The organism is Frateuria sp. GZRR35 (assembly GCF_051900415.1).
Taxonomy (GTDB): domain Bacteria; phylum Pseudomonadota; class Gammaproteobacteria; order Xanthomonadales; family Rhodanobacteraceae; genus Frateuria_A.
This window is the reverse complement of the sequence record NZ_JBHZGL010000011.1, coordinates 68,029-80,881: the sequence shown is the minus strand read 5'-3', so window position 1 is coordinate 80,881 and position 12,853 is coordinate 68,029. Positions and strand designations below refer to the sequence as shown.

At 68.4% G+C, this 12,853-nt stretch carries 8 protein-coding genes; 2 read left to right on the top strand and 6 right to left on the bottom strand.

Features of this window, described 5'->3' with window-relative positions; translation table 11 throughout:
• The first annotated feature begins 34 nt into the window (after positions 1–34).
• Positions 35–697, top strand: a complete 663-nt coding sequence (locus tag ACFWZ3_RS13220) for a UdgX family uracil-DNA binding protein (RefSeq protein ID WP_439708182.1) — start codon at positions 35–37, stop codon at positions 695–697.
• Positions 698–889: 192 nt separating this feature from the next.
• On the opposite strand, the gene ACFWZ3_RS13215 is transcribed toward ACFWZ3_RS13220, so the two are convergent.
• The 4 genes from ACFWZ3_RS13215 to lexA form a co-directional block, all read right to left on the bottom strand.
• Positions 890–3,979, bottom strand: a complete 3,090-nt coding sequence (locus ACFWZ3_RS13215) for an error-prone DNA polymerase (RefSeq protein WP_439708181.1) — start codon at positions 3,977–3,979, stop codon at positions 890–892.
• A gap of 523 nt (positions 3,980–4,502) precedes the next feature.
• Positions 4,503–5,906 (bottom strand): Y-family DNA polymerase, encoded by a 1,404-nt coding sequence (locus ACFWZ3_RS13210; protein WP_439708180.1) that lies wholly within the window; start codon positions 5,904–5,906, stop codon positions 4,503–4,505.
• Between the two features lie 10 nt (positions 5,907–5,916).
• Positions 5,917–6,588, bottom strand: coding sequence for a translesion DNA synthesis-associated protein ImuA (gene imuA / locus ACFWZ3_RS13205; protein ID WP_439708179.1), 672 nt, complete (start codon positions 6,586–6,588; stop codon positions 5,917–5,919).
• A 301-nt stretch (positions 6,589–6,889) separates the two neighbouring features.
• A complete protein-coding gene (gene lexA / locus ACFWZ3_RS13200; RefSeq protein ID WP_439708178.1) occupies positions 6,890–7,495 on the bottom strand; it encodes a transcriptional repressor LexA in 606 nt (201 codons plus the stop codon).
• Positions 7,496–7,649: 154 nt separating this feature from the next.
• Between lexA and ACFWZ3_RS13195 the strand changes: the two genes are divergently transcribed.
• Complete coding sequence (locus tag ACFWZ3_RS13195; protein WP_439708177.1) at positions 7,650–11,234, top strand: ATP-binding protein; 3,585 nt, start codon at positions 7,650–7,652, stop codon at positions 11,232–11,234.
• Between the two features lie 31 nt (positions 11,235–11,265).
• On the opposite strand, the gene ACFWZ3_RS13190 is transcribed toward ACFWZ3_RS13195, so the two are convergent.
• Together ACFWZ3_RS13190 and ACFWZ3_RS13185 are read right to left on the bottom strand one after the other, a co-directional pair.
• Complete coding sequence (locus tag ACFWZ3_RS13190) at positions 11,266–11,514, bottom strand: hypothetical protein (RefSeq protein WP_439708176.1); 249 nt, start codon at positions 11,512–11,514, stop codon at positions 11,266–11,268.
• Between the two features lie 542 nt (positions 11,515–12,056).
• Complete coding sequence (locus tag ACFWZ3_RS13185) at positions 12,057–12,755, bottom strand: SGNH/GDSL hydrolase family protein (protein WP_439708175.1); 699 nt, start codon at positions 12,753–12,755, stop codon at positions 12,057–12,059.
• Positions 12,756–12,853 lie beyond the last annotated feature (98 nt).

The window sequence follows — 12,853 nt, the reverse complement described above, 5'->3', positions numbered from 1 at the left end:
GGATTCACTCGATCGACGCTAGCGTCCGCTGGCCATGCCATCGCGTCCAGTCAGCAACCCCTTCGGCGTCCCGCTTGCCAAACCGGTGGACGAGGTGCCTGCGGGCGCGCTCACCACGTTGCGGCGCAAGGCGCGCGATTGCCAGGCGTGTCCGCTGTGGCGCTATGGCACGCAGACGGTGTTCGGGCAGGGGCCGGCCTCGGCGCGGGTCATGCTGATCGGCGAGCAGCCGGGGCTGCAGGAGGACCGTGAGGGCGTGCCTTTCGTCGGCCCGGCCGGGCAACTGCTCGACCGTGCGTTGGGCGAGGCGGGACTGGATCGCTCGGCTTTGTACCTGACCAACACCGTCAAGCATTTCAAGTACGAGACCCGCGGCACCGCCAAGCTGCACAAGCGCGCCAATGCCGCCGAGCAGGCGGCCTGCCGCATGTGGCTGGCGGCGGAACTGTTGCGGGTGCAGCCGAAACTGGTGGTCGGCCTGGGCGCAATGGCGGCGCAGACCATGTTCGGCAACGCCTTCCGCATCACCCGCGAGCGCGGTGTGTGGCGGCCGCTCGGCGAAGGCACGCAGGGGCTGGCGACCTGGCATCCGTCGGCGGTGCTGCGGATGCCGGAGGAGGAAAAGCGGCATCAGGCGTTCGCGGAGTTGGTGGCGGACTTGCGATCGGTGGCCGGCGCGCTCGGGAAGCTCGCGTAGGTGCCTGACGACAGGTCGCCTCGCAGCCGCTCCCTCCCCTTCAGGGGGAAGGCTTGGGGTGGGGATGGGTTTCCCCAGGGAGGTTCGAATGGCCGTTTTGTAGGAGCGCCCTTGGGCGCGACCGCCATGCATAAGCGTGCACCGCGGTCGCGCCCAAGGGAGCTCCCACGGAAGAGCAGCTCCGGAGTGCCTTCAATGGAAATCCCGCGAGCGCACGTCCAGTTCGCCGAGCATCGGTGTCAGGTCTTCCAGCGTGTGCGCGATCAGGTGTTGCACGCCATGTTCGCTCTCCAGATGGCCTTCGATGGCCAATAGCCGCGACGCCAGCAGCACGCGTCGCTGGCGCAGCACCACGCGCCGCCAGATCACCACGTTGGTCAGGCCGAACTCGTCCTCGATCGTCAGGAACACGACGCCGCTGGAGGTTTGCGGCTGCTGGCGCAACGTGACGATGCCGGCCACGCGCACGGGACGACCGTTGGGCACGCCAGCCAGCTCGTTCGAGGCGCGATAGTGCCGTGCGCGCAGCCGCGGGCGAAGCAGCCGCAGTGGATGCGGGCCCAGCGTGGTGCCCGTGAGCGCGTAGTCGGCGCGCAGGTCCTCGCCGCGCGTGGGCAACGGCAGCGCGACGATTTCGGTTTCCGGCGTAGCGCCAGGGAACAGCGGTAACTGCGGTTCGACGCCGGCGATCGCCCAGCGCGCGCGATGGCGATGGCCGGCCAGCGCGCGCAGTGCGCCCGAGTCGGCGAGCAGGCCCTGGTCGCGGCGATCGAGCTGGACGCGGGCGCTGAGATCGGCCACGTCGGCAAAGGGGCGTTGGCCGCGGGCGGCCATGATGTCCCTGGCGGTCGCTTCGGAGAAACCACGGATCAGCCGCAGCCCCATACGGATCGCCGGCTGCAGTCGTGCATCGCGCTCGGGCTCCAGCGTGCAGTCCCAGTCGCTGTGGCGCACGTCGATGGGCAGCGTGCGGATGCCGTGGCGGCGTGCGTCCTGCAGCAACTGATCGGGCGAGTAGAAACCCATCGGCGCGGAGTTGATCAGCGCGCAGGCGAACGCCGCCGGCTCGTGGCATTTCAGCCAGCTGCTGACGTAGGCGAGCAGCGCGAAACTGGCCGCGTGCGATTCGGGGAAGCCGTAGCTGCCGAAGCCCTTGATCTGTTCGAACAGGTGCTCGCCAAACTCGCGGCTGTAGCCGTTTTTCAACATGCCGGCGAGCAGCTTTTCGCGGTGCGGTTCCAGCCCGCCGTGACGCTTCCAGGCCGCCATCGAGCGGCGCAGGGCATCGGCCTGGCTCCCGTTGAAGTCGGCAGCGACCATGGCGATCTGCATCACCTGTTCCTGGAACAGTGGCACACCGAGCGTGCGCTCGAGGACGCCCTTCAGTTTCTCGGAGGGGTAGTCGACCGCCTCTTCGCCATTCCGCCGGCGCAGGTACGGATGCACCATGTCGCCCTGGATGGGGCCGGGCCGCACGATCGCCACCTCGATCACCAGGTCGTAGAACTCTTTCGGCTTCAGGCGCGGCAGCATCGCCATCTGCGCACGCGATTCGATCTGGAACACGCCGATGGTGTCGGCGCGGCTGATCATCTCGTAGGTGGGTTCGTCGTCCTTGTGGTCCTTGTTGATGCCGGCGATGGTGTAGCCGCCGCGGCCGTGTTCCTTCAGCAGGTCGAAGGTCTTGCGCAGGGCGGTGAGCATGCCCAGCGCCAGGCAATCCACTTTCAGCATGCCCAGCGTGTCCAGGTCGTCCTTGTTCCACTGGATCACCGTGCGGCCGTCCATCGCGGTGTTCTCCACCGGCACCAGGGTCGAGAGCGGATGCTCGGAAATGACGAAGCCGCCGGGGTGCTGGGAGAGGTGGCGTGGAAAGCCGATCAGCTGCACGGTGAGGGCGAGGACCTGCTGGATCAGCGGCGTGTCCGGATCGAAGCCGCGTTCGCGCAGGCGGTCCAGCGGAGGAACCTCGCCGCTCCAGCGGTCCAGCGTGGCGGACAGTTCGCCGGCCAGTTCCGGCGTCATGCCCAGCGCGCGGGCCACGTCGCGGATCGCACCACGGCCGCGGTATTCGGTCGCTACCGCGGTGAGCGCGGCGCGGTCGCGGCCATAGCGGTCGAACACGTATTGCAGCACTTCCTCGCGGCGTTCGTGTTCGAAGTCGACGTCGATGTCCGGCGGCTCGTCGCGGTCGGCGGAGATGAAGCGCTCGAACAGCAGGTTGCTCGTCTCCGGATCGGCCTCGGTAATGCCGAGCACGAAGCAGACCAGCGAGTTGGCGGCCGAGCCGCGACCCTGGCAGAGGATCTCCTTCGACCGCGCGAAGTGCACGATGTCGTGCACGGTGAGGAAATAGGACTCGTATGCCTTGGTTCGGATCAGGGCGAGTTCGCTTTCGATCTGCGCGCGCCATGCGTCCTTCGCGCCGCCGGGCCAGCGCCAGCGCACGCCTTCCTCGACCAGATGACGCAGCCAGGTGACCGGGGTGTGGCCCTGCGGCACCAGTTCGTGCGGGTAGGTGTACTGGAGTTCTTCCAGCTGGAACGTGCAGCGCCGCGCGATCGCCAGGCTCTCGGCCAGCAGCTCGGGCGGATAGATGGCCGAAAGCGCGCGGCGCGTGCGCAGGTGGCGCTCGCTGTTGGGGAACAGGCGGTGGCCGGCCTGCGCCACGGTGGTGTGGTGGCGGATCGCGGTCATCACGTCCTGCAGCGGGCGGCGGGCGCGCACGTGCATGTGCGCGTCGCCGCTGGCGACCAGCGGCAACGCCAGGCGTTCGCCCAGGGCGCGCAGGTCGGCCAGGCGCGCGTCATCGTCGGGGCCGCGGTGCAGCTCGACCGCGAGCCAGCAGCGGTCCGGGAAGCGTGCTTTCAGCCAGGCCCCTTCGGCCTCGTCCGGCTCCGGGCCGGGTAGCCACAGCGCGAGCAGGCCCTCGGTATCGCCGAGGTCTTCGCGCAGCAACGCGTAGCTTCCCTTGGGTGCACGGCGGCGTGCGGTGGTGATGAGCTGGCAAAGGCGCGCGTAGCCTTGGTTGTTTTCCACCAGCAGCACGCACTTGAGACCATCGGCGAACTGGAATTCGCTGCCGACGATGAGCTTGATGCCGGCTTTGCGCGAAGCCTCAAGCCCGCGCACGATGCCGGCGAGCGTGCATTCGTCGGTGACGGCCAGCGCACTGTAGCCCTGCTGCTTCGCGCGCTCGAACAGCTCGATCGCCAGCGAGGCGCCGCGCTGGAAGCTGAAGGCGGAAAGGCAGTGGAGTTCCGCGTAATCAGGCAGGCTCATGCCGCTGCCCTCCAGCTCTGCCGGCGGAGGCCGTGGCGGCGATCAGGTGACGACTTGGTGCTTCGAACAGGGCGCCGTCCTTCCGTTTTTGTAGGTCGCACCTTGTGCGCGAGCGGTAACGCCGCACGTTGCTCAAACGTGGGGATGGCGGTCGCGCACAGATGCGCTCCTACAGGGAAGGTTTGCGTCGGGGCGAGCATGGCGAGGCGATTGCTCGTGCGGGAGCCTCCTCGCTCTTTGTAGGAGCGCACCTTGTGCGCGAGCGGTAACGCCGCACGTTGCTCAAACGTGGGGATGGCGGTCGCGCACAGGTGCGCTCCTACAGGGAAGGTTTGCGTCGGGGCGAGCATGGCGAGGCGATTGCTCTTGCGGAAGTCTCCTCGCTCTTTGTAGGAGCGCACCTGTGCGCGACCGGTAACGCCGTACGCCGCGGATGCGCGAGGATGGCGGTCGCGTACAGGGTGCGTTCCTGCAGGAAGTGTCGCGGCCAGGCAGTGACGCGCGGCAACCGCGGTCGGGAGCTTCATGCGAACCACCCGTGCAGCATGAAGCCATCGCGCTCGCCGACCGGGCAGTAGGCCCAGGCGCGTTGGCCAGCGGCGGTTTCGACCACGTAGTAGTCGCGTCGCACGTCGCCGTTCCACCAGCCGCTTTCGATGCGTTCGGGGCCGGCCAGGATGCGCGGTTCGCGCTCGCGCAGCGGGATCGGTTGCGGCAGCAGCCAGCCGGGGCGGGGCAGGGGCGGGGCGGGGTCACTGTCGCCGTGGTCGCGCCAGGCGTGTTCGGGGCGGTGGTCGGCGTGGATCGAAAGACCGTGCACGGCCTCGTCGCCCAGTCGCGCGCGCAGGCGTTCGCGCAGTTGCTCCCACGGCACCGCCTGTTGCGGGCGTACGTCGAACAGGTCGCGGCCGGCTGGCACGAACGGCGGCAGCTCGCGCGCGATCAGTTGCAGGGCCCGCATCGGCGCGGCCAGTTGCACCAGGTCGAGCCGGCCGCGGGCCAGTTCGAACAGCATGCCGGCATCGCGTTCGGGCGCGAGCAGGCCGACCGGCACTTCGGTGGCGGCGCCGCGTTCGTGTTCCAGTCGCAGCACGAAGCGCTGCACGCCGCCGTCGCGGCCGGCGAGGTAGGCGGCGAGGTCGCCGGTCATGCGGCGCAGCGGGAACAGCAACTGGCCGGTCGCGCCGACGTCGTAGTTGAACTCGATGCGCGATTCGAAATGATCCGGCGGCTGGTAGCAGTCAAGCGGCGTGGCGAGCGCGCCGGTGAGGCGGTCGAGCTGGTCGAGGGTGTCGGTGCCCACGCGCCGGCCCAGCGCCGCGCGCGGCAACGCGTAGACCTGGGCGAGCCGGCGCAGGCCCATGCGGCGCAGGCTGTCGGCCGCTTCGGGCGGCAGGCCGGCGCGTTCCACCGGAAGCTGGCCGAGGGCCTGCTTCAGCGGCGTGTCGTGGGTGACCGCCAGGCCGTCGTGCACGCCGGCCAGCGCGCGCGCGGCCCAGGGGTTGGGTGCGAGCGCGATGCGGTGGCGGAAGCCGAGCGCGACCAGGTCCTCGCGCAGCAGCGCTTCCATCCGGGGCCACTGGCCGAACAGGCGAAAGCTCGCCTCCACCTCGATCAGCAGCGAGGCCGGCATCTGCCGGCTGACCTGCGCACCGTAGCGGTAGGCCCAGGCGGCGAGGAAGTCGTGCCAGCGCGTGGTTTCGGCCGGATCGTGCTCGACCGTGGCAAAGCGCGCGCAGATCGCCTGCGCGGTGGCCAGCGGCAGGCCCGCGCGCAGGCCCTGTGCCTTCGCCGCGGCGTTGACTGCGCGCAGCACGCGCCGCTGCACGGGGCCGTCGACCAGCACCAGCGGCTCGTCCGGCATGGCATGGCGCCGGAGGACGCCGTCGAGCGCCAACTGCGGCAACAGGATGCAGGCCCACAACATGCCGTGGGCCTCAGGCGCGATCCGGAACGGCCATGACCGGACTGTCCGGGAGGGTTTCGGACGTGCCCGTCGGCAGCGGCCACAGCAGCGGTTGCGCCGGGGGGGTGCCGCCGCGGCACTTGAGTACGCGCAGGCGCGTGGGGCGGGTTTCCATGACCAGCCGCAGCGCGGCGGGTGAGGCGTGCGTCGCCGCCGAGACAGGCCGCATCGCGATACCCAGGCACTGGCCGGTTTCCGCCGCCAGCTGCAACCGGCGCAGCGTGCGGTCGTCGGCCTGATGCGGCCAGCACAGCACGGCGGCGCAGGCGGCCGAGCGCAGGCATTGCTCGGTCGCCCAAGGCACGTCGCGCGGTTCGGCGCGCACCACCTGCAGCCGGCCCAGTCGCACGCCGGCGTTGGCCCAGGCGGCAGGGAAAGGCAGGTAGGGCGGGGCGATCAGCGCGACCAGTCCGTCGGTCTGGGTCAGGCGCGCGAGCGTGGGCCACAGCAGGGTCAGTTCGCCGATGCCATCGAGTGGCAGCAGCACTTCGCTCAAGGCACCTTCGGGCCAGCCGCCGCTGGGCAATGCCGCGTCCAGCAGCGGGAAGCCGGTCGGCTGGCGCGAGGGCGGACGGGCCTGCGGCTGGCCGCGCCAGAGGCGGCGGGCGTCGAACAGGTGATCGAGGGCGACGACGTTGCTCATGCGTGTGCCCCCGTAGGGTGGGCTTCAGCCCACCATGGCCACACGAAGCGGTGAGGTGAAGCCCGCCCTGCGGGGGCTTCGTACGATCCGTCATTGCCGCAAGGCTTCCCCCATCCGCCCTTCGGGCACCTTCCCCCGTGGAGCGGGGGAAGGCTCATGCTTGCGGCAACGCGCTTTGGATCTTTCCCCCGCTTGCGGGAGAAGGGGCCCGAAGGGCGGATGGGGGCGAACGGAGCGCGGCCTTCCCTGCTGGCCGCCGCCGGGAGGCGCTGGCGCCCGCCCCGGCCTGCGTGGACGTTCATCAGCCGGGCCTCACCAGCCCCGCGAACAAACCCTCGATGGCGAAGTCGGTGGCGCGCGGGTCCACTTCGATCGGCGCGTAGGCGGGATTGCGCGGCAGCAGGCGGATATGGCCGTCCCGGCGCTCGAACCGCTTGACGGTGAACTCGCCCTCCAGCCGCGCCACCACGGTCTGGCCGTGGCGCGCCTCGGGCGTGCGGTGCACGCCGATCAGGTCGCCGGGGAGGATGCCGTCGAGCAGCATCGACTCGCCCACCACTTCCAGCAGGTAGTCCGGCTTGAGGCGGAACAGCGAAGCATCCAGCGCAACCTCGCGGCGCACTTCGGCGTCCGAGCCGATCGGCCGGCCTGCCGCCACGCGACCGAGCAGCGGCACGGTGAGCGTCGGTACCCTCTCGCGCTGGCGCAGGCGGATGCCGCGCGCCTGGCCGGGCACCAGTTCGATGTGTCCCTCGCGTGCCAGCGCCTCCAGGTGCAGCCGCGCCGAGCGGTTCTGCTTCAGGCCCAGCGCGGCGGCGATCTGCAGCTGCGAGGGCGGGTAGCCGTAGGCCGCGATGTGCTCTCGCAGGTACTCGAGCAGGGCCTGGCGGGTGGGGGTCAGAGTCATGTTACTAATATTAGTACATCGAAGAAGGTCGCGGCAGGGGGAGGCTTTTGGCATTATTTCGTTAAGGGGAATCCGGCACCTTGCCGAAAGCCTGAAGGCCCGAGGGACTGCGATGCGTCCGCGAAGGACTTCAGGCGTGTGGGGAAAACACATGATGTCCGCGTTGCTGCTGGGCGTTGGCTTGCTGCTGGGTGTGCCCGCGGCGGCCGCCAATGCGCCGGCCCCCGCTCCCGTTTCTGCCGAAGCGTCTGCGGACCGGGTCCTGCCGACCCCGCAGTTCCGCCGCTACGGCAGCGCCGACGGCCTGCCGAGCAGCCTGGTCTACACCGCCGTGCAGGCGCCGGACGGCACCATGTGGTTCGGCACCAAGAACGGCATCGCGCGTTTCGACGGTGTGGAGTTCCGCAATTTCCGCCACGTTTCCGGCGACCCCGATTCGCTTGCCGGCAACGGCATCTCCTCGCTGCTGATCGACAAGGAGGGCCGGCTGTGGGCCGCCGGGCTGGACGCCGGCCTGAACCGGCTCAATGCCGCCACCGGCAGGTTTGAGCACTGGAAACACGATGCGGCCGATCCCGGCAGCCTGGTGAGCGAAAAGGTGTGGGCGCTGGCGCAGACGGCCGACGGCCTCTGGGTGGGCACCCGCTTCGGGCTGGACCGGATGCGCGCGGACGGCAGTTTCGAGCACGTCGTCAACCCGTTGCTCGGGCCCACGCCTGCCGACTTCGGCGAAGTGGCAGCGCTCTACGTCGACCCGCGCCAGCGCCTGTGGGTCGGCAGCATCCACGGCATTTTCCGGCGCGACACCGACGGCAGCTGGCACCAGGTGCTGCCGGCCGACCCGGCGCAGACGGTCGATGCATGGCGCATCGACGGCAATGGCGATGAAGTGCGCATCGCCACCGTGCGCGGGTTGCTGGTCGTCGGGCCGGACGGCCGCGCGCACCGTTTCGCCCGCGACGTGCTGCCCGACACCAACGTGATGGTGAGCACCCGCGACCACTCTGGCCGGCTGTGGATCGGCACCCAGCGGGGCCTGTTCCTGCAGGAGCGGCCGGACGGTCCGGTCCTTCCCGTGATGAACCGCCCGGTGCTCTACGGCAATCTGCCGGGTACCTGGGTGTGGCAGCTCTACGTCGATCGCGAAGGCGGCCTGTGGGTGACCACGCTCGATGGCGGCGTGGCCTACCTGGCGCCGGGCTGGTTCAGCTTCAGTCGCTACACGCACGTGCCGGACAACTCGGCCAGCCTGCGCGATTCGGTGGCCACCACCATGGCGCGCGGCCGGGATGGCCGCCGCATCTGGGTCGGCGAGCGCGACGGGCGCGTGGATCGGCTCGACCCGTACACCGGCAAGGTCGAACACGTGCTCTCGGGCCTGCGCGGCGATGTGCTGGGCATGACCGAAGGCAATGGCGGCCGCCTGTGGGTGGCGGTGCAGGGGACGCTCTATCGCACGAAGGGGTCGCAGGCCGTCGCGGTCGATCCGGAAGGCCTGATGTTCCGCCGTCCGCTGGAAGTCGAGCCCGGCCCCGACCATCGCCTGTACGTTCGCACTTTCCGCGAGGGCCTGTTCCGCGTCGATCCGGACACGCTCCAGGTGACCCGCGTCCCGATGCACCAGGCCGACGACAAGATGCTGTGGGGCGCGCAGATGACGCTCAACGACCGCGGCACCTTCTACTACGCCAGCGAAGGCGGCCTGATGCAGCTGGACGCCACGCACAGCTTCTTCGAGCCGGTGCCCGGCGGGCCCACCGGCATCTCGGTGGAGGCTTTCAGCTTCTCCACCGACGGCCTGTGGCTGGCCACGCCCGACGGGCTGGAACAGTACCGTTACCACGGCGACGGCCTGGCGCTGGTGCGCCACGTGGACATGGCGCACGGCTGGCCCTCGGTCGGCGTGGTCGACATGCGCGTGGATGCGCGCGGGCGGGTGTGGATCTTCGGCACCGATGGCTTGTGGCGGTTCGATCCGGATACCGGCCGCTTCCGCTCGTTCGGCCTGCAGGATGGCCTGAGCAACACCGAATTCTCGCGCGGCTTCGCGCTGATGCCCGATGGCAACCTCTACGCACCCACGCTCGGCGGCGTGGTCGCTTTCAACCCCGACCGCGTGTGCGAGCAGGCTACCGTGCCGCAACTGGCGCTGACCCGTGTGCGGGTGCGCCGCCACGGCGTGCTGGTCGATCTGCCGCTGGGTCCCGGTCCGGTCGAGGTGGACTGGCGCGATCGCGAATTGGGCGTGGAGGCGCGCGTGTTCTCCTACGTCGATCCGTCGGCCAACCATTACCGCTTCCGGCTCGACGGGCTGGACAACAGTTGGGTGGACGTCGACAGCCGCGGCCAGCGCGACTTCGCCGGGCTGGGCGCGGGCGACTACACGTTGCGCGTGATGGCGGTCGGCGCCGGTGGCGCCTGGGCGCACCTGGCCGCACCGCTTCGCATCCATGTGGAGGCGCCGCCGTGGGCGCGCTGGTGGGCCTGGCTGACCTATGCCATCACCCTGGTGCTGGTCGTGTGGACCGCCCTGCGGTTCTGGCGCCGGCGCATCGCGCAGCGCCATCGCATCGCCATGTCCGAGCAGCAGCGCTGCCTGGCCGAGGAGGCCAGCGCTGCCAAGACACAGTTCCTGGCCACCCTGAGCCATGAGATCCGCACGCCGATGACCGGCGTGATGGGCATGGCCGAGCTGTTGCTGACCACGCCGCTCAAGCCCGAACAGCGCGAGTACACCCTGGCCATGCAACGCTCCGGCGGCATGCTGCTCAAGCTGCTCAACGACGCGCTGGACCTTGCGCGCATCGAGGCTGGGCGGCTCGATCTGGAGTGCGCCCCGTTCGACCCGCGCCAGCTCGTCGACGACGTGGCGCAACTGCAGCTGGGCCACGCGCAGGCCAAGCGCCTGTCGCTCACCGTGGACCTGGCCGACGACCTGCCGCCAAAGGTCGTCGGCGACGCGGTGCGCATCAAGCAGGTGTTGCTCAACCTCACCCACAACGCTCTGAAGTTCACCGAATACGGCAGCGTGAAACTGTGCGTGCAGCGTTACGCCGACGGCCTGGTCTTCAGCATCGCCGACACCGGCCCGGGCATCCCCGAATCGGCGCAGGCGCGGCTGTTCCAGCGCTTCGAGCAGGTCGACGGCCCGCAACGGCGCGCCGGCAGCGGCTTGGGGCTGGCGATCTGCCGCGAGCTGGTCGGCATGATGGGTGGCGACATCGAGCTGGAATCACGCGTGGCCCAGGGCACCACCTTCCGCGTGCGCCTGCCGCTGCAACCGCCTGCTGGCGGCGTCGGTGCGACCGTTGTGGCCTCCGCGCCGATTGGCCGCTCGTTGCATGTGCTGCTGGTCGAGGACGACGCCATCGTCGCAGCGGTGATCCGCGGCCAGCTCGAACGCCAGCGCCACCGCGTCTGCTACGTCGCCAACGGCCTGGGCGCGCTGGCCGAGCTGGATCAGTCGCGCTTCGATGCGATTCTGCTGGATCTGGACCTTCCCGGCGTCGACGGTTTCCAGGTCGCCCGGCTGATCCGCCAACGCGAGGAAGCCGGTCGGCGCACCCCGATCATCGCCGTCACCGCACGCTCCGGCGGGAACGAGGAAGCCCAGGCGTACGAGGCGGGAATGGATGCTTTCCTGCGCAAGCCGTTCAGCGGCGAGGACCTCGCCGAGCTGTTCGTGGCACTCGTGCCGGAACCGGGCATGCCCGCGGACGAGGTGGTGGACCCGGCCTGAGCGCGCGGCTGTTCCGCCGGCGCCTCCGCGCTCAGCTCAGCAGGAGCAGCCGGTGCGCGTCGTTGACCTGTTCGAGCGTCGCGTAGCAGTGCGCCATGACGCACGCGCCGGTCCATTCCGGCGCCACGCTCGTCGCCGAGGTCATCGTCATCGGGTGATAGAGCTCACCCTCGACGCTCAATGTGGGCGGAAAGGAGAGCGCAGCATCGGTGACCTTGCTGATGATCTTTCCGTGATGGCTTCCGCCGGCCAGCAGGCATTTCCACGTGCGGTGATTCACGAGCCCGATTCCTTTGCGCCAGCCGGACAAGATCGGTCTAAATCCGTGAAGAGCAGGTGAAAAGCGGCGATGGTCGCACCTGGACAACAAGGTAAAACCGGCGCTGCCTTCGAACGGGCACCGGGCGGCAACCGGATCCCGTCGCGCGGGCAGCGTATTAACGGATGGCTCAGGCGCGATCTACCGCTTTCTTCACGCCGGCGATGCAATTCATTACATCGTCCGGCGTACCGCCCCATTTCGTTGCCTCAATGGCGGTAACGCTGGAGGCCGAGCAAGTGGCGTCGTCGATCTGTCGCCAGCGATGCCCCCGACAGCAAGCGTTGCCATGCTCCAGGTGGTTAACACGGGAAGCAGCCAACTTTTCTTGGACGTCCCCGAAAGCGGTTTGGATAACACTGCCACGATCGACACTTGCACAGGCGGGCAACGTATTTTCTTGGAAATGCCAACGCCGTCTAGGGCGATGGTTTATTTCTATGCCGTCACAGCGGGTTCCGCTGCGTACATTGATGTGCGCGGATACCGCTATGGCCGGTAATTTAGCCCGTCAAGCCACGGATTATTGGCTTAAGCACCTTGTACGCATTTTGCGCCTTGATCCGATAAAGCTCATCTTTCGGGTGAGTGCAATCCGAAAGCATGTCCTGCCAATTTGGCATGGAAACAATGCTCCAGTACTGCGCCACCAACGGCGTTTGCGTGGCGTTACTCACCATGCCTATTTGCATCACGTAGTAAACCAGGCCTGCTTTCGTCGGGTGGCAAGATGGATTCGGCTCGTAAAGAACAACGATCTTCCCGTGCTTCTTCGCGATGCCAACTAGCTGAGTCAGTATTTGGTTGTAGGTTTGCGGCCCTTCATTCAGCGCATCCGGGGCGGGTACGCGGTTGTAGTAGGCGTCATTCAACGCGAAATTGAGCGTGATGATCTGTGCCTGGGACTTGGACATCAGGCTCTCCCAGTTGGCATGCACGCCATCGTTACCGGTCAGGGCATGCCATGACTCGATGCCCCCAACGCCTTCGTTACTGACCACGACGGAATCGCCAAAATCGGCACGGACGAGGCGCTGAAGGATATTCGGCTCATTTGCCGACGTCACCAAGCTTCTTCCATCCACGATTGTGTATCCCGTGGTGGTCGAATCGCCGTATTCCTCAATGAGTATCTGTCGGCTTTGGGAAGCAGAGGCGTGGCTAAACGACATGGCCAAGCAAAGTGCAATTGCGCGCTTCATCTGTATTCCCCTAGCAGCCAATCCAACTTTACCATGACCTCGAAAGAGGTCATTGCACAACTACCACAGCCAGAGCAGTACGGCTGGGTAGCCCACGC